The sequence below is a fragment of the Pseudomonas putida genome, from assembly GCF_002906855.1.
Taxonomy (GTDB): domain Bacteria; phylum Pseudomonadota; class Gammaproteobacteria; order Pseudomonadales; family Pseudomonadaceae; genus Aquipseudomonas; species Aquipseudomonas putida_N.
This window is the reverse complement of sequence record NZ_MINI01000028.1, coordinates 1,282,607-1,302,621: the sequence shown is the minus strand read 5'-3', so window position 1 is coordinate 1,302,621 and position 20,015 is coordinate 1,282,607. Positions and strand designations below refer to the sequence as shown.

Here is a 20,015-nt window from a genome sequence, read left to right as displayed (position 1 = left end):
ATGGTGCCTCAGCCCGTACCGGGCCTCAAAAAAACCATCCAACATGAAGGGGCCGGCGACTAGACCGCCGGCCCCTTCATCTCAAAGTCCCTGCTCTGCGAACGGCACGGCCAGCGCCAGGGCCTGGTCCAGTGCAGCGACATCGACGCCACCACCCTGGGCCATGTCCGGACGGCCACCGCCCTTGCCACCCACTGCCGCAGCGGCTTGTTTCATCAGGTCACCAGCCTTGAGTTGGCTGGAGAGGTCTTTGGTCACGCCGGCCACCAGCACGACCTTGCCCTCATGCTCGCTGCCCAGCAGGATCACTGCGTGGCCGAGCTTGTTCTTCAGCTGATCGACCAGCGCCAGCAGTGCCTTGCCATCCTGCCCATCCAGGCGGGCGGCAAGCACCTTGGCACCCTTGACCTCAACGGCCGCATTGGAGAGATCGTCCCCGGCGGCGCTGGCGGCCTTGGCCTGCAGCTGCTCTAGCTGCTTTTCCAGCTGGCGGTTGCGCTCGAGCACAGCCGACAGCTTGTCGATCAGGTTGTCACGGTTGCCCTTGACCAGCTGAGCGGCTTCCTTGACCTGCTCTTCGGCAGCGTTCAGGTAGGCCAGTGCAGCGGCACCGGTAACCGCTTCGATCCGGCGTACGCCCGAAGCCACGCCGCCTTCGCTGATGATCTTGAACAGGCTGATATCGCCGGTGCGCTTGGCGTGGATACCGCCGCACAGCTCGACGGAGAAATCGCCGCCCATGCTCAGTACGCGCACGGTATCACCGTACTTCTCACCGAACAGGGCCATGGCACCCTTGGCCTTGGCGGTTTCGATATCGGTCAGCTCGGTTTCAACCGGGGTGTTCTTGCGCACTTCACGGTTGACGATGTCTTCCAGCTGCTTGATCTGCTCCGGCTTCACCGCTTCAAAGTGGCTGAAGTCGAAACGCAGGCGCTGGCTGTCGACCAGCGAGCCCTTCTGCTGTACGTGCTCGCCCAGTACCTGACGCAGCGCTTCGTGCAGCAGGTGAGTGGCCGAGTGGTTCAGCGAGGTGGCGTGCTGCACGTCGGCATCGACCTTGGCCTCGACCGGCGAGCCAATGACCAGCGCGCCGCGGGCGACCACGCCGTGGTGCAGGAAGGCACCGCCAGTCTTGGTGGTGTCACGCACGTCGAAGCGTGCAGCGCCGGCCTGCAGGAAGCCGGTGTCACCGATCTGGCCACCGGATTCGGCGTAGAACGGAGTGCGATCGAGGACCACGACGCCCTGCTCGCCTTCGCCCAGCTGGTCGACGGCCTGGCCGTCCTTGTACAGAGCGATGATCTTACCCTGGCCTTCGGTGGCGTCATAACCGAGGAACTCGGTGGCGCTGTCGACCTTGACCAGGCTGTTGTAGTCCATGCCGAAGCTGCTGGCGGAGCGGGCACGTTCGCGCTGGGCTTCCATTTCACGCTCGAAGCCGGCTTCGTCGATGGTCAGCTCGCGCTCGCGGGCGATGTCGGCGGTCAGGTCCATCGGGAAGCCGTAGGTGTCGTACAGCTTGAACACCACGTCGCCCGGGACCACGTCGCCCTTGAGCTGGGCCAGGTCCTGCTCGAGGATGCGCAGGCCTTGCTCCAGGGTCTTGGCGAACTGCTCTTCTTCAGCCTTGAGCACGCGCTCGATGTGCGCCTGCTGGCTCTGCAGCTCTGGGAAGGCCTCGCCCATCTCGGCGGCCAGGGCGGCGACGATCTGGTAGAAGAAGCTGCCCTTGGCGCCCAGCTTGTTGCCGTGACGGCAAGCGCGGCGAATGATACGACGCAGCACATAGCCACGGCCTTCGTTGGACGGCAGTACGCCGTCGGCAATCAGGAAGCCGCAGGAACGGATGTGGTCGGCCACCACTTTCAGCGAAGCCTGGCCGTCGTTGCTGCAACCGATGGCCTTGGCCGCGGCGCACAGCAGGTTCTGGAACAGGTCGATCTCGTAGTTCGAGTGCACGTGCTGCATGACCGCACTGATGCGCTCCAGGCCCATGCCGGTGTCCACCGACGGCGCTGGCAGCGGGTGCAGCACGCCGTCGGCGGTGCGGTTGAACTGCATGAAGACGTTGTTCCAGATCTCGATGTAGCGGTCGCCGTCTTCTTCCGGCGAGCCGGGTGGGCCGCCCCAGATTTCGGCGCCGTGATCGTAGAAGATCTCGGTGCATGGGCCGCACGGGCCGGTGTCGCCCATGGTCCAGAAGTTGTCGGAGGCGTACGGGGCGCCTTTGTTGTCACCGATGCGCACCATGCGCTCGGCCGGCACGCCGACTTCCTTGGTCCAGATGTCGTAGGCTTCGTCGTCAGAGGCGTAGACGGTGACCCAGAGCTTTTCCTTGGGCAGGTTCAGCCACTTGTCCGAGGTCAGGAAGGTCCAGGCGAAGGTGATCGCGTCGCGCTTGAAATAGTCACCGAAGCTGAAGTTGCCCAGCATTTCGAAGAAGGTGTGGTGACGCGCGGTGTAGCCGACGTTTTCCAGGTCGTTGTGCTTGCCACCGGCACGCACACACTTCTGGCTGCTGACAGCGCGGGTGTAGGCACGCTTCTCGGCACCGAGGAAGCAGTCCTTGAACTGGTTCATGCCAGCGTTGGTGAACAGCAGGGTCGGGTCGTTGTTCGGGATCAGCGAACTGGAGGCGACTCGGGTATGGCCCTGCTCTTCGAAGAAGCGAAGGAAGGCTTCACGGATTTCTGCGCTTTTCATAGGTTCTTCCACGGAAACGGCGGCCCTTGGGGGCAAACACGTCGACGAAACGACGGCAAAGGGCCGCATTATATCGGTCCTGCAATCTCGGTGCAGTGTGTTTATGCGATAGAAAGCGTCGATTGGACGGCTTTTAAGGCGCTTGCAAACGAAAATGACATGACCGGATGCTAAATGCAGCCTTTCGCCACTGGCAAGCCAATTACCGCCCAAGGGAAGGGAAAATGGAACAGGCGGTGAATTAAAAGGTTTTCATCCGGGATCGGATCCGAAAAACGCGTCGCCGGCCTCGCGGGCGACGCCAATTTCAGCCCAGGCGCTGCCCCGAGTCAGGCACGATCAGGATGCCGGCGCGCAGGCCATTCTTGACCCTGGGATTGGGGAAGATGATCCGCGCCCCCTCCTCCTCGACCACCCAGCGCATCTCGGCCAGGTCCTCGGCCAGCAGGTAACCCTTGCTCAGCTCGGAGAAGTTCTCGATGTCCGCCGGCAGGTGCAGGTGGAAGCTGTCGCTGTGCTTGATGATCTCGCGAGCGACGCTGAACAGCTTGAGGCCATCCAGCGAGCCGTCGATCTCGGGTTCGGTATCTTCGATGATGTGGATCAGGCGCTCTTCAAGCTTGTCGAGGTTGACCTGCTCGTTCTGCCCGAACGGCCGTGCCTTGCCCAGCTCCAGGGTGAATGCCTCGGCATCCAGCTGTTCGTAGGTGAAGGCACTGAAGGTGATCGACGACTTGCTCTGCAACAGCACCGCCTCCATGCCGGCAGCAGCCAGGCGGGCCAGCTCGCGGCGGGAATGCTTGCGCCCCTCTTTGTAGGGGTACAGGGCGAACTGCTCGATTTTGGAGCCACGAATGGCGGTATGCAGGTCGTAATGCAGGCGGGTGCGCTCAGGCTTGCTGAAGAACACCCGGGCGAACTGCTCCAGCTCGGCCGCACGCAATGCCTCGAAGCCACTGGAAAGCTCGTGACGACCGTTGAACAACCGGTTGATGTCCTGCTCCACGAAACGCTCACCCTTGCGAATGGCGACCGGGTTGCCGAACAGGAACAGAATCCGCGCACGTGGCTTGATCTTGCCGTTGGCCACGCCATGAAGCAGCCTTTCGAGCAGTTCGATCGGTGCTGTCTCGTTGCCGTGGATACCGGCCGAAAGCAGCAGGTCAAGCCCACAATCCTCGCTTTCGGGCGGACGCACTTCCAGTGCGCCCTCCCCCAGCCAGCGCAACCGCACGCCCTTGGGTGTCACTTGAGTCTTCTCGGCCGGCTCGTGATCGGTCAGGGTCAGCTCGAGCAATTTGCCAAGGGCGAGCATAGGCGCTTCCTTAGTGATGGTGGCCGCAGTCGGGGCCATGGACATGATCGTCATCGTCGCCGACTTCCGCCGGTTCCATTTCCAGCTGCAGGCTGACCAGGTTGGTGGCCATCGGGCGCAGCAGCAGGTTGGCGTATTCGGCATCGCCCTCCTCGACATCCACCCCGATCAGCAGCTGGCCACGGCCGTCCTGCTGAACCCACACTTCCTTGCCTTGCCAGACAATGGCAAAACGGGTGCAGGAGGTTTCCAGCTGGGTGCCGTCTACATCTTCGAGGATCAGGCGCAGGGCGTCGGTCATTACAAATTCTCTCTTCAAGGTTGGCGTTGGAACGGGTACACCGAGCCCAACTTCAGTATCTGGGTCAATTCATCCAGTGCGGTACGGCACTCCAGCAGCAGCTGCGGGTCGGCAAGGTCGGCTTCGCCAAGGCGATCGCGGTAGTGCTTGTCGACCCACTGCACCAAGGTCTCGTACAGCGGGGCGGTCATGATAACGCCTGGATTGACCGCCGCCAGTTCCGACTCCTTCAATGCCACGCGCAAACGCAGGCACGCCGGGCCACCGCCGTTCTGCATGCTCTGCTTGAGGTCGAACACCTTGACCTCTTTCACCGCGCCGCCCTGGGCGGTCAGCTGGCTCAGGTAAGCCCAGACCCGCTCGTTGTTGCGGCACTCTTCCGGCACTACCAGCAGCATCGAGCCATCGTCACGGCTGAGCAGCTGGCTGTTGAACAGGTAGGAGCGCACTGCATCCTCTACCGTCACCGCCGCACGTGGCACACGGATGGCCTGGAAGTTGCCACCCTTGCTGGCCAGTTTAGCCTGCAGTTGGCCAAGCACCGCGTCGGTCTCGAGGAAAGCGTCCTCGTGGTAGAACAGCACTTCACCGTTACCGACCGAAATCACGTCGTTGTGGAACACACCCTGGTCAATCACTGCCGGGTTCTGTTGAGCGTAGACCACTCCGTCATCGCTCAGGCCGTGCAGCCTGGCCACGGCCTGGGAGGCCTCCAGGGTCTGTCGCGCCGGGTACTTCTGCGGTGCGGGGTAGCGGCTGTCGAAGGCACTGCGGCCATAGACGAAGAACTCCACCCCGGCCTCGCCGTATTCGCGGCAGAAGCGCGTGTGGTTGGCCGCGCCCTCGTCGCCGAACTGTGCCACGGCAGGCAGGGCTTCATGGTGGGCAAAGTGCTTCTCGTTGTTGAACATCGCCGCCAGCACGCGGCTGGTGGTCGGGTGCTCAATGCTGCGGTGGTACTTGCAGTTGAGGTTGGCGGCGGTGAAGTGCACACGGCCATCGGCGGTGTCGGCGCTCGGGCTGACGGTGGCGGCGTTGGCCACCCACATGCTCGAGGCCGAGCAGCTGGCGACCAGCAGTGGCATGGCCTCCTTGGCGGCACGCTGGATCACCTCGGCATCGCTGCCGCCGAACCCCAGGCGGCGCAGGGCGGCCACGTCTGGGCGCTCCTGCGGTGCCAGCACGCCCTGCTTGAAGCCCATGTCGGCCAGCGCTTTCATCTTGGCCAGGCCCTGGCGTGCCGCTTCCCGCGGGTTGGACCCTTGCTGGCTGTTGCTCTGTGAAGCCACGTTACCGTAGGACAGGCCGCCGTAATTGTGGGTAGGCCCCACCAGGCCATCAAAATTCACTTCATAGGATTTCATCGGCTAGGCTCCGTGACCTGTTGTTATAGGGTGACGCCCGGCGTCAGGGTCGCCGGCAAGGCAAGGCTGGCGGTCTCCAGCGAAGCCACGGGGTAAGCGCAGTAATCGGCTGCGTAATAGGCACTGGCGCGGTGGTTGCCACTGGCACCCACGCCACCGAACGGCGCGCTGCTGGCGGCGCCGGTCAGCTGCTTGTTCCAGTTGACGATACCGGCACGGCTGCGCAGCCAGAAGTACTGGTAGCGCGCACGGGAATCGGACAACAGGCCGGCGGCCAGGCCGTACTGGGTGTTGTTGGCCTCGTCGATGGCGGCATCGAAGTCGGCGTAGCGGATCACCTGCAGCAGCGGGCCAAAGAACTCTTCGTCCGGGCGATCGGCCACGGCGGTGACATCGAGAATGCCGGGCGTCAGCAGCGCGGCGTCGGCCTGGGGCTGGGTCATTTCCAGCAGCTTCACGGCGCCCTTGGCCAGCAGCTCGGCCTGGGCCGCGATCAGTGCCTGCGCGGCCTGCAGCGAGATCACCGAGCCCATGAACGGCGGCGGCTGCTGGTCGAAGGCCCCGACTGTAATGCTCCGGCACACCTCGACCAGCCGCGCCACCAGTGTATCGCCCCAGGCACCCTGCGGCACCAGCAGACGGCGGGCACAGGTGCAGCGCTGACCGGCAGAAATGAACGCCGACTGGATGATGGTGTACACCGCGGCGTCGAGGTCTTTGACCTCATCCACCAGCAGCGGGTTGTTGCCGCCCATTTCCAGGGCGAGGATCTTGTCCGGGCGGCCGGCGAACTGCTGGTGCAGCAGGTTGCCCGTGCGACTGGAACCGGTGAAGAACAGGCCGTCGATCCCCGGATTGGCAGCCAGCGCCACACCGGTTTCCCGGGCACCCTGCACCAGGTTGAGGACACCGGCCGGCAAGCCGGCGGCAATCCAGCAGTTGACCGTCAGCTCGGCGACCTTGGGGGTCAGCTCGCTGGGCTTGAACACCACACAGTTGCCCGCCAGCAGTGCCGGCACGATATGGCCATTGGGCAAATGGCCGGGGAAGTTGTAAGGGCCGAACACCGCCACCACGCCATGGGGCTTGTGCCGCAGCACGGCCGTGGCATCGGCCAGCGGGCCGCTCTTCTCGCCGGTACGCTCGCGGTAGCTCTGCACCGAGATCGCCACCTTGTTGACCATGCTGGTGACTTCCGTGGCCGATTCCCATAGCGGCTTGCCGGTTTCCTCACCGATGCAGTGAGCCAGCGCCTCGGCATGCTGCTTCAACTGCTCGGCAAACTTCTCCAGCACGTCGATGCGCGCTTCCAGGCTCAGTTGCGCCCAGGCCGGGAACGCCTGGCGGGCCGCCTTGACGGCTGCGTCAACCTGGCCGGCGTCGGCGCCCTGCCCTTGCCAGACGACAGCCTGGGTTACCGGGTTGAGCGACTGCAGGGCTTCGCCCTGGCCAGCGAGCCAGTTGCCTGCGATGTAATGCGTGGTCATTTACTGGGCCTCCCGGCTTGCCGACAGCGGCACGGCGCGTACGTTGTCACCGGCGCCCATGCGCAGGCGCTTGGCGGTCTGCTGGTCGACCACCAGAGTACCGGCGGCCAGGCGCGCCGGCGCTGCCGTGATGCGGCAGTCGTCGCGCTTGCGGTTGTGGATGATGTAAGGGGTCGCGTCATCACCTGGCGTGCCCACGGCCAGCACCAGGGTCTCGCTCTCGCGCACGGCGCGGATCTTCGAGGTCTCGCATTCGATGGCCGGGCCGGCGTCGAAGATGTCGACGTAGCCCTGATAGCTGAAGCCTTCCTGCTTGAGCATCGCCAGCGCAGGCTCGGTGTCGGTGTGCACACGGCCGATGACATTGCGTGCAGCCTCGGACAGGAAGCAGGTGTACAGCGGGAATTTGGGCATCAGCTCGGCGATGAAGGACTTGTTGCCGACGCCAGTAAGGTAGTCGGCCTGGCTGAACTCCATCTTGAAGAAGTGCCGGCCCAGGCTCTCCCAGAACGGTGAACGGCCTTGCTCATCGGACATGCCGCGCATTTCAGCGATGATTTTGTTGCCGAACAGTTCAGGGAACTCGGCAATGAACAGCATGCGTGCACGCGACAGCAGGCGGCCGTTGAGCCCGGAGCGGTAATCGCTGCGCAGGAACAGCGAGCACAGCTCGGAGTTGCCGGTCAGGTCGTTGGCCAGGAACAGCGTGGGGATTTCGCGGTAGATCTTCAGCTCCTGGGAGGCGCTGACGGTCAGGCCGACCCGGTAGTTGTACCAGGGTTCACGCAGGCCCACTGCCCCGGCGATGGCGCTGATGCCGACCACCAGGCCTTCATCGTTCTCCAGCACGAACAGGTAATCAGTGTCGCCGCGCTCGGCTTCGCCGCGGAAGCTCTTTTCCGCCCAGCCGACGCGGTGGCCAAGGCGCTCCTCGTTGGCCGGCAGGGTGGTCAACCCGGTGGTGCCGGTGCTGCGGGCCAATTCGATCAGCGCGGGTAAATCGCTGCTGCGTACAGGACGAACGATCATGCTATCTCCTTGTGCGGTGGCCAGTGCCTGCCGCGAAACTCATTGTTCCGGCTTGCGCGCCGCGGCTCAGGCGGCGACCAGGCGCACGCTGGCACCTTCGCCGACCCCCAGGGCCTCGGCCGCCTGGCTGCTCAGGCTGACCGGCTTGCCCGGCACCCAGTCCAGCTCCAGCAGCACTGCGCGGTAATCCTGCAACTGGCCGTTACACACCAGGTACGGGCGCCCGCCCTTGACCGGGGTGTCGTCCACCTTGACCGGCACCACGCGGCTCTGGGCAATCGAACGGATGCCCGAGGTACGCGCATGCAGGGTCGGGCCACCGTCGAAGATGTCGATGTAATGCTCGGTCTCGAAGCCTTCGCGCATGAGGATGTCGAAGGTGATCTGCGCCCGCGGGTGCACCTGGCCCATGGCTTCCTGCGCTTCATCAGGCAGCAGTGGCACGTAGATCGGGTAATGCGGCATCAGCTCGGCGAGGAAGGTGCGGCTCTTCAGGCCGCACAGGCGCTCGGCGTGGGCGTAGTTGAGGTCGAAGAAGTTACGGCCGATGGCATCCCAGAACGGCGATTCGCCCTGCTCGTCGCTGTAGCCGACGATTTCGGTGACCACCGAATCGGCGAAGCGCTCCGGGTGCGAGGCCATGAACAGCAGACGGCCACGGGAGTTGAGCTCGGCCCAGCCGCTGTTCACCAGTTCCGGCAGCACATAGAAGCTGGTCAGCAAGCTGTTGCCGGTGAGGTCGTGGCACAGCGACAGGACATGAATCTTGTTGTGGATCTTCAGCTCGCGCGAGGCATGCACGAAGGTCTCGTTGCGGAAGCTGTAGAACGGCTCGGAGTAGCCGGCCGAGGCAACGATGGCCGAGCAGCCAGCAAGCTGGCCGGTCTCGCTGTCCTCAAGCACGAAGAAGTAGCTCTCTTCACCGTTGAAACTGACTTCGGCCGCGAAAGAGGTTTCCGAGGCGGCAATCTTGTCGCCCAGGCGGGCGGCATCGTCCGGCAGCGAGGTGACACCAACGGGGCTGTCGGCAGCCATGCGCTGCACTTCGTTCAGATCAGCCATTTGCGCGGGGCGCATCACCAGCATGGTGTCACTCCTTTGAAAAAAAGGGGCCATTCAGGACGGCACGGAAAAACGGCGGGCACATCAGCACCCGCACTGGAATTCGGGGTTCACCGCCCCGGCGCCGCGAAGCGCCCGGGGCGGTGAACGGACCGCAGGCCGATCAGCCCTTGGTCAGTTGCGCCACAGCGCGTTCGAAGCGGTCCAGGCCTTCGTCGATGTCGGCATCTTCGACCACCAGGCTTGGGGCGAAGCGGACCACATCAGGGCCCGCCTGCAACACCATCACGCCTTGTTTTTCAGCGGCGTTGAGCACGTCCTTGGCCTTGCCCTGCCAGGCTTCGGTCAGCACGCAACCGATCAGCAGGCCGACGCCACGCACCTGGCTGAACAGGCCGTACTGTTGGCCGATCTTCTCCAGGCGGGACTTGAAACGCTCGTGCTTGGCCTTGATGCCAGCCAGGGTTTCCGGGGTGTTGACCACATCCAGTACGGCACAGGCGACGGCGCAGCCCAGCGGGTTGCCGCCGTAGGTGGTGCCGTGGGTGCCAACGGCCAAGTGCTTGGCGATGTCGGTGGTAGTCAGCATGGCGCCGATCGGGAAACCGCCGCCCAGGCTCTTGGCGCTGGTCAGGATGTCCGGGGTCACACCGTAGTGCTGGTAAGCATACAACGAGCCGGTGCGGCCGACGCCGGTCTGCACTTCGTCGAAGATCAGCAGGGCGTTGTGCTCGTCGCACAGCTTGCGCGCGCCTTCCAGGTAGGCCTTGTCGGCAGGCACCACACCGCTCTCGCCCTGGATCGGCTCGATCACCACGGCGCAGGTCTTGTCGGAAATCTGTGCCTTCAGCGCTTCCAGGTCGTTGTACGGCACGTGGCTGATGCCGGTGATCTTCGGGCCGAAGCCGTCCGAGTACTTCGGCTGGCCACCGACGCTGACGGTGAACAGGGTGCGGCCATGGAAGCTGTTCACGGTCGCGATGATCTCGTGCTTCTCAGGGCCGAAGCGGTCGTGGGCAACGCGGCGGGCCAGCTTGAAGGCGGCCTCGTTGGACTCGGCGCCGGAGTTGCAGAAGAACGCACGGTCGGCAAAGGTGGCATCGACCAGCTTGTGCGCCAGGCGCAGGGCCGGCTCATTGGTGAAGACGTTGGAGACGTGCCAGAGGGTGTTGGCCTGTTCGGTCAGGGCCTTGACCAGTGCCGGGTGGCAGTGGCCCAGGGCGTTCACCGCAATGCCGCCGGCAAAGTCGATGAGCTCGCGACCCGACTGGTCCCAGACGCGGGAACCCTCGCCTCGCACAGGAATGAAGGCCGCCGGAGAATAGTTGGGAACCATGACCTGGTCGAAATCGGCACGTTGCACCGGGGCTTGCTCAACGGACATCTGAGTCTCCTGAAGAGGAACGCTGGCCTGGAAGTGGCGAGCGATGGGGGGATTGTAAGGACTGATCCGCGCCTGTCCTTGCGGCCAAGCGACAACTTGTTACAGCGCAAAACCCAGTTTTACCAAGGCTTTCGGCAATGCGACAAACACTGTCGCAATCGCGCAGTGTACGGGAGAGAGGGGGCTGGGTGAACGGGTGTGCACAGGCAATTCGGGGCGGAGCAGCAGGTGCACGTCGCTGTTGTTGTGTTGTGGCTGAAATCGAGCGCCGCGCGGGCGGCGCTCGATTTCAGCGCCACTGCCAGACCCAAGGCATACACCCCAGCCCCCACAAAAACCTCAGCCTTTTTCGGCGGGCGCCGAGCTCAGTTCGAACGGGCTGCTGCTGCGCCGCTGGTTGCGGTCTTCCCGCGGCGTGGCGCCGAAGAAGTTGCGATAGGCGCTGGAGAAATGCGGCCCCGAGGAGAAGCCACAGGACAAGCCGATCTGGATGATCGACTTGCTGGTCTGCATCAGCATCTGCCGCGCCTTGTTCAGCCGCAGCTCCAGGTAATACTGGCTCGGCACGCGGTTAAGGTACTGCTTGAAGATCCGCTCCAGCTGGCGGCGCGATACGCAGACATGCTGGGCGATTTCGTCGGTGGTCAGCGGCTCTTCGATGTTGGCTTCCATCAACAGCACAGCCTGGGTCAGCTTCGGATGACTTGAGCCAAGGCGGTTCTGCAACGGAATGCGCTGGCGCTCGCCTCCTTCGCGGATGCGCTCGACCACCAGCTCCTCGGACACCGCCCCGGCAAGCTCCGCCCCATGATCGCGGGCCAGCACCGCCAGCAGCAGGTCGGTAACGGCCATGCCACCACAGGCGGTCAGGCGGTCACGATCCCAGTCGAACAAGTGGCTGGTGGCAATCACCTTGGGGAAGCGCTCGGCAAAGTCGTCCTGCCAGCGCCAATGCACCGCAGCTCGATAACCGTCGAGCAGCCCGAGCATGGCCAGCGGGTACACCCCGGCGGACAGGCCACCGATCATGCAACCACTGCGCGCCAGTTGCTTGAGCGCCGTCGAAAGCGCCGAGCCCACCGCCTGGGGCAGATCGTCAGCCAGCAGGAAAAGCTTGTGGCAACCTTCCAGGCGCCCGTTCCACGGCTCGCCCGGCAGGCGCCAGGCGCCCTCCTCGGCAGGCTCTACCTGGAGGAAGACGATCTCGTAGACCACTTCCGGATGCACCCGCTGGGCCACCCGCAACACTTCCTCCGCCAGCGCCAGGGTCAAAGGCTTGGTGCTTGGCCAGATGAGAAAACCGATTCGCTGGGTGGTCATAGGGTACGGTCCGAAACCTGGGTTCGTTCGAGTCTGTGGCGCCGGGTCAGGCTGCGCTCGCTGCGCAGCATGCCCTATTCTGGTGCAAAGGTGCAGCGTTTTACTTCAAGCTGCCGGAGAGGAACTGCTTGAGCCGCTCCGATTGCGGATTGGCCAGCACTTCACGCGGGCAGCCGGTTTCTTCGACCAGGCCTTTGTGCAGGAACACCAGCTGGTTCGACACTTCGCGGGCAAAGCCCATTTCGTGAGTCACCACCACCATGGTGCGGCCTTCCTGGGCCAGGGCCTGCATGACCTTGAGCACATCCCCTACCAGCTCGGGGTCGAGCGCCGAAGTCGGTTCGTCGAAGAGCATAACCTCTGGCTCCATGGCCAGGGCCCGGGCAATTGCCACACGTTGTTGCTCGCCACCGGACATGTGGCCTGGGAAAGCATCCTTGCGGTGCGCCACACCAACCTTGGCCAGGTAGTGCTCGGCCTTCTCCAGGGCTTCCTTCTTGTTCATCCCCAGCACATGCACCGGAGCTTCGATGATGTTCTCCAGCGCAGTCATGTGCGACCACAGGTTGAAATGCTGGAACACCATCGACAGGCGCGAGCGCATGCGCTGCAGCTGACGCGGGTCGGAGGCCTTGAGTGCGCCATCCTTGCCCGGTACCAGCTTGAGCTCTTCGTTGTTGAGCAGGATCTTGCCTGCATGGGGTTGCTCGAGCAGGTTGATGCAGCGCAGGAAGGTCGACTTGCCCGAACCGCTTGAGCCGATGATGCTGATCACGTCGCCTGCCTTGGCCGCCAGGGACACGCCCTTGAGCACTTCATGGCTGCCATAGCGCTTGTGCAGGTCTTGGACTTCGAGTTTGTACATGCTGTCGGTTCTCACAGAGCGTTCAGTGCTTGCGCGGCGCCAGGTAGCCGAGCCAGCGGCGTTCGGCCATCTTGAACAGGCGCACGAGGATGAAGGTCAGGCACAGGTAGAACACGCCCGCCGTGATGTAGGCCTCGAAAGGCAGGTAATACTGGGCATTGACCGTGCGTGCGGCACCGGTGATGTCGATCAGGGTGACGATCGACGCCAGGCTGGTGGTCTGCAGCATCATGATGACTTCGTTGCTGTACTGCGGCAGCGCCCGGCGCAGGGCCGATGGCAGCAGGATGCGTCGGTACATCTTCATGCGCGACATGCCCATGGCCTTGGCCGCCTCGATCTCGCCATGGGGCGTGGCCTTGAGGCTGCCGGCGATGATTTCTGCGGTGTAGGCGCTGGTGTTGATGGCGAAGGCCAGGCAGGCGCAGAAGGTCGCGCTGGACAGCCACGGCCAGAAGATGCTCTCGCGTACCGCCTCGAACTGGGCCAGGCCGTAGTAGATCAGGAACAACTGCACCAGCATCGGCGTGCCGCGGATCACGTAGGTGTACAGCCAGGCGCCCATGTTCACCAGCGGCTGCTTGGAGACGCGCATCAGGCCCAGCGGAATCGCCGCCAGCAGGCCGAACAGCAGCGACAGCGCCAGCAGCTTGAGGGTGGTCAGCAGGCCGCCGAGGTACAGCGGCATGGCTTCCCAGACGACGTTGTAGTCGAAAATCATAGTTCAGCCACCTTGACGCCTACCGAGTAGCGGCGCTCCAGATACTTCAGCGCCAGCAGCGAAATACTGGTGATCACCAGGTACAGCGCGGCCACGGCCAGGAAGAAGGTGAAAGGCTCGCGGGTGGCGTCGGCCGCCTGCTTGGCCTTGAACATCATGTCCTGCAGGCCGACCACCGAAATCAGCGCCGTGGCCTTGGTCAACACCAGCCAGTTGTTGGTGAAGCCCGGGATGGCAAGGCGGATCATCTGCGGCACCTGGATGCGGAAGAACACCTGGCGCGCGCTCATGCCATAGGCCACGCCGGCTTCGGCCTGGCCCTTGGGGATACCGAGGAACGCACCACGGAAGGTTTCCGACAGGTACGCACCGAAAATGAAGCCCAGCGTGCCGATACCGGCTACCAGCGGATTCAGGTCGATGTAGTCGTCATAGCCGAGCAGCGGCGCCACCCGGTTGATGATGTCCTGGCCGCCGTAGAAGATCAGCAGGATCAGGACCAGGTCGGGGATGCCACGGATCACCGTGGAATACAGATCCCCCAGCCAGGCCAGCCAGCGCACCGGCGACAAACGCAGCGCCACGCCGATCAGGCCTAGGACGATGGCCAGGGCCATCGACGACAGGGCGAGCTGTAGCGTCAGCCACGCCCCGTCGAGGATGACTGCCCCATAGCCTTTCAACATGATTGGGATTCCTCAGGGCTTGGGAATGAAAAATGGTGCAAACCTCAGAGCCTCTGCTGTTTGCACCATTACACAGGTGAAACCCGACGTCTTAGTTCGAGTCTGGACCGTAGATGTCGAAGTTGAAGTACTTCTTCTCGATTTCTTTGTACTTGCCGTTGGCGCGGATGGCATCGATGGCCTTGTTTATGCGCTCGCGGTTGGCGTCGTCGCCCTTGCGCACGGCGATACCGACGCCGTCACCGAAGTACTTCACGTCGGTGAACGATGGGCCGACGAAAGCAAAGCCCTTGCCGGCGTCGGTTTTCAGGAAGCCGTCTTCGAGCAGGGTGGCATCGGCCACGGTACCGTCCAGGCGGCCGGCGGCAACGTCGAGGTAGATTTCGTTCTGGGTGCCGTATGGAACGACGGTAGCGCCCTTCGGAGCCAGCACTTCCTTGGCGAAGCGGTCGTGGATCGAGCCGCGCTGCACGCCGATCTTCTTGCCCTTGAGTTCGTCGAGGCTGTCGCTGACGGTGGTGCCGTCCTTCATGACCAGGCGCGCTGGGGTCAGGTAGTAGCGCTTGGTGAAGTCGACCGACTTCTTGCGATCATCGGTGATCGACATGGACGAAAGGATGGCGTCGATCTTGCGCACTTTGAGCGCCGGGATCAGGCCGTCGAACTCTTGCTCGACCCAGGTGCACTTGGCCTTCATCTCTTCACACAGGGCGTTGCCGATGTCGTAGTCGAAACCGGCGATGCTGCCGTCCGGCTGCTTGAAGGCGAACGGTGGGTAGGCGGCCTCGATGCCGATCTTCAACGGTTTTTCATCGGCCTGCGATACCAGGGAAAACACGGAAAGCGCCAGGGCGCCAAGCAGTGCGAGCTTCTTCATCAGGTAACTCCATCGGTACGGGGCAATACGAGGCAGGGGGTAACAACTGCCCGATATGCGAATGGGTACAACGCGAGCCGCGCAGGGTTCGACCAAGGTCGCAGACCACGAGCGAGTGAGTGGCATTTTAACGACAGCCCGGTAGTCGATATTTCTTCAAAGCGACAACTACTTACAGAAGCGCTTGAAATCGCGGCGGGCGATGTTGACAGCTTTTGCAAAACATGCAAGAGCTCGAGAGAAATAACCTGTAAGCCAAGCAATTACCGGGCCTATTATTGGCAAACCCTTGCAATACGGCAAGTGCAGCGTTTCACCTTGTTGAGAACGGTCACGCAACCGCACCGAAATGGCACGGATCTGTTTCCGTGCGCCCCGATCCTGTGCGAAATCGGTGACAGAAGAGTTACCGATGATTGTCGGGTAACAGTAAAGCAAAAACCCCGCCGGTTGCCCTGGCGGGGTTTGCGTTATCGTCAAATCGGGCTTATCAGGCCGAAGCCAGGTTCATCGCCTTGTGGGTATCGATCAGGTGTTGCACCACGCCCGGGTCGGCCAGGGTCGAGATGTCACCCAGGGCATCGTATTCGGCGGTGGCGATCTTGCGCAGGATACGCCGCATGATCTTGCCCGAACGGGTCTTAGGCAGCCCCGGCGCCCACTGGATCACATCCGGCGAGGCAATCGGGCCGATCTCCTTGCGCACCCAGTTCTTCAGCTCCAGGCGCAGCTGCTCGCTCGGCTCGATACCGGCATTGAGGGTGACATAGACATAGATGCCTTGCCCCTTGATGTCGTGCGGCACGCCGACCACCGCCGCCTCCGCCACCTTGGCGTGGGCAACCATGGCGCTTTCGATCTCGGCGGTACCCATGCGGTGGCCGGAGACATTGAGCACGTCGTCCACGCGGCCGGTGATCCAGTAGTAGCCATCCTCGTCACGGCGCGCGCCGTCGCCGGTGAAGTACATGCCGCGGAAGGTCTTGAAGTAGGTGTCGACGAAGCGGTCGTGGTCGCCGTACAGCGAACGCGACTGGCCCGGCCAGGAATCGAGGATCACCAGGTTGCCTTCGGCAGCCCCTTCAATCAGGTTGCCCAGATTATCCACCAGTGCCGGCACCACGCCGAAGAACGGGCGGGTCGCCGAACCCGGCTTGAGCGCCGTGGCACCCGGCAGTGGGCTGATCAGCACGCCACCGGTCTCGGTCTGCCACCAGGTGTCGACGATCGGGCAACGCTCCTTGCCCACGGTCTTGTAGTACCAGTTCCAGGCCTCGGGATTGATCGGCTCGCCCACCGAACCCAGCAGGCGCAGGCTGGAACCGTCGGCGCCGGCAACCGCGGCCTGCCCTTCGGCCATCATGGCGCGAATGGCGGTCGGGGCGGTGTAGAGGATGTTGACCTTGTGCTTGTCGACGATCTTCGACACGCGGGTGATGTCCGGGTAGTTCGGCACGCCTTCGAACAGCAGCGTGGTGGCGCCGTTGGCCAGCGGGCCGTAGACGATGTAGCTGTGGCCGGTGACCCAGCCGACGTCGGCGGTGCACCAGTAGACTTCGCCAGGGCGGTAGTCGAACACGCGCTCATGGGTCAGCGCGGCATACACCAGGTAACCCCCGGTGGTGTGCAGCACACCCTTCGGCTTGCCGGTGGAGCCGGAGGTATAAAGGATGAACAGCGGCTCCTCGGCGCCCATTTCCTTGGGTGCGCAGTGGCTGGAGGCCACTTTCATCAGGTCTTCGAACCAGATGTCGCGGTGCTGGTGCCAGGCGATGTCGCCACCGGTGCGCTTGCACACGATGATCTTCTGCACGCTGCTGGTTTCCGGGTTGGTCAGTGCCAGGTCGACGTTGGCCTTGAGCGGGGTACGACGGCCGCCACGCAAGCCTTCGTCGGCGGTGATCACCACCTTGGACTTGCAGTCGATGATCCGGCCGGCCAGCGCTTCCGGCGAGAAGCCGCCGAACACCACCGAGTGGATGGCGCCGATGCGGGCGCAGGCCAGCATGGCCACCACGGCTTCGGGGATCATCGGCATGTAGATGGTCACCACATCGCCACGGTGCACGTCCTGGCCGCGCAGGGCGTTGGCGAACTTGCAGACCTGCTCGTGCAGCTCGCGGTAGGTGATGTTGCGGTGTTCGGAAGGGTCGTCGCCTTCCCAGATGATTGCCAGCTGGTCGCCGCGCTCTTCGAGGTGGCGGTCCAGGCAGTTGGAGGAAACGTTCAGAGTGCCGTCGGCGAACCACTTGATATCGACATGGTGGTCGTCGAACGAGGTCTGCTTGACCTTGGTGAACGGCTTGATCCAGTCCAGACGCTGGGCCTGCTCACGCCAGAAGCCGTCCGGGTTGATCACCGATTGCTGGTACATGGCCTTGTAGGTGGCCTCGTCGGTCAGGGTAGTGGCCGCAACCTCGGGACGAACGGGATACAGTGGAGCCGCACTCATCTGTGTTACCTCGGTGTAATAGTTGTTTTTGTATGGAATCGTTTGTAACTGTACCAGAGCGGGAAAAACCATACGACGATGGTAGTAGCGCGACGGGAAAATCTTCATGCGAATAGCGCGGAAGGCTCTAGCCCGCAGCCGCCGGCCCGGCCAGGGAAAAATGAGATAGCGCCTGCCGGGGGATTGTTACAGATTCTGGAAAAAGGCAAAAAAACTTTATCAAAACGCCATCTGTTTCCCTTAGTTGCCCAGGCATAAGATTCACCTCGCCAGCAACGGCAAGGCGATTAACTACTGGAAACAGCCCCCACGAAGGCAATCAGTTAATCCCCCTCTCATTCTGATAGTTGAACTTTGGCAGTACTCGCGGCGCCACAAGCGCCGCGTGCCCCCTCACGACCTTAGACAGGTAAAATGAAAATGAAAGCTTTACTGGTATTGGTACTTGGCGGTCTTTGCGGCGCGGCGATGGCCGGCGAAGCAAACAATGTCGAGCAGATCCCGGTTGAACAGTACAGTTACTCGCAGCACCTGGACATTGCCCGCGTCATCTCCATGAGCGAAGTGCCCAACGTGTGTGAAGTCGTGCCCGCCCGCATGACCTACGAGGACTCCAAGGGCCAGAAGCACATTCTCGAATACCGCGTGATGGGGAACGGCTGCTCCAACGGCTGATACCTTGAATCGGGGCCCTTGTGGGCCCCGTTCGCGTTTTGCCCGCACGTAACTTCCGCTCCGCTGTGAAAGTTAACGGGCCATTAAATAACCGTTATTTAATCTGCCGACTTGCCCAGGGAATAATCCCGCAACTTGTTGGCAATCGTCGTATGGGAAACCCCCAGGCGTTTACCCAATGCCCGGCTACTTGGAAACTCACCCATCAGACTTTCCAGTACGGCCTTTTCAAATCGTCCGACAATCTGCGCAAGATCCCCATCCAGCGAAAACTCGCCCAATGGTTGCCGCACGCCGTAATCCGGCAAACGAATATGCTCCCCTTTCACCACCCCGCCCTCGCATAGCGAAACCGCCTGGAACAACACGTTCTCCAGCTGCCGCACGTTACCCGGCCAGTGATACTGGCTGAGCTTGTCCATGGCCGCCGGCGCCAGGCGCGGCATGGCACAGCCGATCTGCCGGCTGGCCTGGTCGAGAAAGTGCTGTACCAGGCCTTCCAGCCCGTCCATGCACTCGCGTAGCGGCGGAATGTGCAGCGACAGCACGTTGAGCCGGTGATAAAGGTCCTGGCGGAACTCGCCACGGGCGCACAGCTCGGAAAGGTCAACCTGGGTGGCACAGATCACCCGCACATCCAGGTACACCTCTTCGTCGCTGCCCACACGGCGGAAGCAACCATCCTGCAGGAAGCGCAGCAGCTTGACCTGCAAGCGCGGACTCATCTCCCCCACGCCATCGAGGAACAAGGTACCGCCGGCGGTCAACTCCAGCAGTCCCAGCTTGCCCTCGGCACGCGCCCCTTCGAATGCCCCGGGGCCATAACCGAACAACTCGGTTTCGGCCATCGACTCTGGCAGGCCGGCACAGTTGAGCGCCATCAATGGCGCCTGGCCACGCGGGCTGGCCAGGTGGCAAGCACGGGCCAGCAATTCCTTGCCGGTGCCGGTCTCGCCTTCGATCAGCAACGGCGCATCCAGCGGCGCCATGCGCCGCGCCTCACGCACCACTGCCGCCATCACCCGCGAACTCTGGAAGATGCTGTCGAAACCGCGCAACTCCTGCTTGCGCACGTTATAGATGCGTTCACCGATGCGGTCGGCCCGATGCAGGGTCAACACGGCACCGGCCAGGGCCTCGCTATCATCGTGCTCGGACTGCAACGGCGCAATATCGGCCAGGAACACATCGCCCTTGACCTTGATGCGCAGCCCATTGATGCGCGACTTGTTGGCACGCACCAGCTCAGGCAGGTCGAAATCCTCGACATAACGCGCCAGCGGCATACCCGGCACTTCGTCGACGCGCACCCCGAGCAACTGCGCCGCCGTGCGGTTGGCGGCGACGATGCTGCCCCCCATGTCTATAGACAGCACCGGGAAGTCCAGCGCACCGAGCAACGCATTAAGCTCCATGTGCCGGCGCTCACTGGGCATCAGGCCAACGCGCTTGACCCCGAATACGCCAGCAATCGACTCGAACTTGGGCCGCAAGGCCTGAAACTGCAGATTGATCAGGTTCGGGCAGTGCAGGTAGATGGCGTTGCCATGGTCTCCCCCCACCTCGCCGCGCAGCACGTTGATGCCGTACTCCACCAGCAGGTTGAGGATGTCGCGAAGGATGCCGATGCGGTTCTGGCAATGCACTTTGATACGCATGAATGCTCTCGAAGCGGCGAAGTTTTTCAACCTCGCACGGGAAATTCGTAAAGATAAGCTGACAAAAAACCCATAAAAGGCAGCTTGATAACCCGGATTTTCCGGCATGTCGT

The 20,015-nt window shown here is 62.8% G+C and carries 16 protein-coding genes; 1 reads left to right on the top strand and 15 read right to left on the bottom strand.

All coding sequences use genetic code 11. From position 1 onward, the window contains the following. Positions 1-81 precede the first annotated feature (81 nt). The 14 genes from alaS to acs form a co-directional block, all read right to left on the bottom strand. A complete protein-coding gene (alaS, locus tag BGP85_RS06470; RefSeq protein WP_181004464.1) occupies positions 82-2,706 on the bottom strand; it encodes an alanine--tRNA ligase in 2,625 nt (874 codons plus the stop codon). Positions 2,707-3,013: 307 nt separating this feature from the next. Further along, the gene (gene astE / locus BGP85_RS06465; protein WP_103446433.1) at positions 3,014-4,021 is read right to left on the bottom strand and encodes a succinylglutamate desuccinylase; all 1,008 of its coding nucleotides are present in this window, start codon (positions 4,019-4,021) and stop codon (positions 3,014-3,016) included. 10 nt (positions 4,022-4,031) lie between these two features. Then, entirely contained in the window at positions 4,032-4,322 is a 291-nt protein-coding gene (locus tag BGP85_RS06460; protein WP_103446432.1) for a topoisomerase II, read from the bottom strand. 14 nt (positions 4,323-4,336) lie between these two features. Further along, entirely contained in the window at positions 4,337-5,686 is a 1,350-nt protein-coding gene (gene astB, locus BGP85_RS06455) for an N-succinylarginine dihydrolase (protein WP_103446431.1), read from the bottom strand. Positions 5,687-5,709: 23 nt separating this feature from the next. Further along, on the bottom strand, positions 5,710-7,173 hold the full coding sequence (gene astD / locus BGP85_RS06450) for a succinylglutamate-semialdehyde dehydrogenase (RefSeq protein WP_103446430.1): 1,464 nt from the start codon (positions 7,171-7,173) through the stop codon (positions 5,710-5,712). Further along, the gene (gene astA, locus BGP85_RS06445; RefSeq protein ID WP_103446429.1) at positions 7,174-8,202 is read right to left on the bottom strand and encodes an arginine N-succinyltransferase; all 1,029 of its coding nucleotides are present in this window, start codon (positions 8,200-8,202) and stop codon (positions 7,174-7,176) included. It lies immediately after the preceding gene. A 66-nt stretch (positions 8,203-8,268) separates the two neighbouring features. Continuing rightward, positions 8,269-9,288 (bottom strand): arginine/ornithine succinyltransferase subunit alpha, encoded by a 1,020-nt coding sequence (gene aruF, locus BGP85_RS06440; RefSeq protein ID WP_103446428.1) that lies wholly within the window; start codon positions 9,286-9,288, stop codon positions 8,269-8,271. 139 nt (positions 9,289-9,427) lie between these two features. Beyond that, positions 9,428-10,648: an aspartate aminotransferase family protein gene (locus BGP85_RS06435; protein WP_103446427.1), complete on the bottom strand. Its 1,221-nt coding sequence runs from the start codon at positions 10,646-10,648 to the stop codon at positions 9,428-9,430. A gap of 339 nt (positions 10,649-10,987) precedes the next feature. After that, a complete protein-coding gene (argR, locus tag BGP85_RS06430) occupies positions 10,988-11,968 on the bottom strand; it encodes a transcriptional regulator ArgR (protein ID WP_103446426.1) in 981 nt (326 codons plus the stop codon). Between the two features lie 100 nt (positions 11,969-12,068). Next, entirely contained in the window at positions 12,069-12,833 is a 765-nt protein-coding gene (locus BGP85_RS06425) for an ABC transporter ATP-binding protein (protein ID WP_103446425.1), read from the bottom strand. Between the two features lie 22 nt (positions 12,834-12,855). Continuing rightward, positions 12,856-13,554: an ABC transporter permease gene (locus BGP85_RS06420; protein ID WP_027921089.1), complete on the bottom strand. Its 699-nt coding sequence runs from the start codon at positions 13,552-13,554 to the stop codon at positions 12,856-12,858. After that, positions 13,551-14,240, bottom strand: a complete 690-nt coding sequence (locus BGP85_RS06415; protein WP_027921088.1) for an ABC transporter permease — start codon at positions 14,238-14,240, stop codon at positions 13,551-13,553. Before BGP85_RS06415 ends, BGP85_RS06420 begins: the two co-directional genes overlap by 4 nt. A 91-nt stretch (positions 14,241-14,331) precedes the next feature. Beyond that, positions 14,332-15,117 carry an ABC transporter substrate-binding protein gene (locus tag BGP85_RS06410; RefSeq protein WP_103446424.1) on the bottom strand — a complete coding sequence of 262 codons (786 nt, stop codon included), beginning with the start codon at positions 15,115-15,117 and terminating at the stop codon, positions 14,332-14,334. Positions 15,118-15,607: 490 nt separating this feature from the next. Beyond that, positions 15,608-17,569 (bottom strand): acetate--CoA ligase, encoded by a 1,962-nt coding sequence (acs, locus tag BGP85_RS06405; RefSeq protein WP_103446423.1) that lies wholly within the window; start codon positions 17,567-17,569, stop codon positions 15,608-15,610. A gap of 420 nt (positions 17,570-17,989) precedes the next feature. Here acs and BGP85_RS06400 point away from each other — a divergent pair, with 420 nt between their 5' ends. Further along, a complete protein-coding gene (locus tag BGP85_RS06400; RefSeq protein WP_085675843.1) occupies positions 17,990-18,244 on the top strand; it encodes a DUF2790 domain-containing protein in 255 nt (84 codons plus the stop codon). 98 nt (positions 18,245-18,342) lie between these two features. Here the strand turns inward: BGP85_RS06400 and BGP85_RS06395 are convergent, their stop codons facing one another. Then, on the bottom strand, positions 18,343-19,902 hold the full coding sequence (locus BGP85_RS06395; RefSeq protein ID WP_103446422.1) for a sigma-54-dependent transcriptional regulator: 1,560 nt from the start codon (positions 19,900-19,902) through the stop codon (positions 18,343-18,345). Positions 19,903-20,015: the final 113 nt, after the last annotated feature.

Bases quoted from the DNA above. Each gene is read 5' to 3' on its own strand.
- astE (WP_103446433.1), bottom strand. From the start codon at position 4,021: ATGCTCGCCCTTGGCAAATTGCTCGAGCTGACCCTGACCGATCACGAG.
- BGP85_RS06420 (WP_027921089.1), bottom strand. From the start codon at position 13,554: ATGATTTTCGACTACAACGTCGTCTGGGAAGCCATGCCGCTGTACCTC.
- alaS (WP_181004464.1), bottom strand. From the start codon at position 2,706: ATGAAAAGCGCAGAAATCCGTGAAGCCTTCCTTCGCTTCTTCGAAGAG.
- astD (WP_103446430.1), bottom strand. From the start codon at position 7,173: ATGACCACGCATTACATCGCAGGCAACTGGCTCGCTGGCCAGGGCGAA.
- astB (WP_103446431.1), bottom strand. From the start codon at position 5,686: ATGAAATCCTATGAAGTGAATTTTGATGGCCTGGTGGGGCCTACCCAC.
- BGP85_RS06460 (WP_103446432.1), bottom strand. From the start codon at position 4,322: ATGACCGACGCCCTGCGCCTGATCCTCGAAGATGTAGACGGCACCCAG.
- aruF (WP_103446428.1), bottom strand. From the start codon at position 9,288: ATGCTGGTGATGCGCCCCGCGCAAATGGCTGATCTGAACGAAGTGCAG.
- BGP85_RS06435 (WP_103446427.1), bottom strand. From the start codon at position 10,648: ATGTCCGTTGAGCAAGCCCCGGTGCAACGTGCCGATTTCGACCAGGTC.
- acs (WP_103446423.1), bottom strand. From the start codon at position 17,569: ATGAGTGCGGCTCCACTGTATCCCGTTCGTCCCGAGGTTGCGGCCACT.
- BGP85_RS06400 (WP_085675843.1), top strand. From the start codon at position 17,990: ATGAAAGCTTTACTGGTATTGGTACTTGGCGGTCTTTGCGGCGCGGCG.
- BGP85_RS06410 (WP_103446424.1), bottom strand. From the start codon at position 15,117: ATGAAGAAGCTCGCACTGCTTGGCGCCCTGGCGCTTTCCGTGTTTTCC.
- BGP85_RS06425 (WP_103446425.1), bottom strand. From the start codon at position 12,833: ATGTACAAACTCGAAGTCCAAGACCTGCACAAGCGCTATGGCAGCCAT.
- argR (WP_103446426.1), bottom strand. From the start codon at position 11,968: ATGACCACCCAGCGAATCGGTTTTCTCATCTGGCCAAGCACCAAGCCT.
- BGP85_RS06415 (WP_027921088.1), bottom strand. From the start codon at position 14,240: ATGTTGAAAGGCTATGGGGCAGTCATCCTCGACGGGGCGTGGCTGACG.
- astA (WP_103446429.1), bottom strand. From the start codon at position 8,202: ATGATCGTTCGTCCTGTACGCAGCAGCGATTTACCCGCGCTGATCGAA.
- BGP85_RS06395 (WP_103446422.1), bottom strand. From the start codon at position 19,902: ATGCGTATCAAAGTGCATTGCCAGAACCGCATCGGCATCCTTCGCGAC.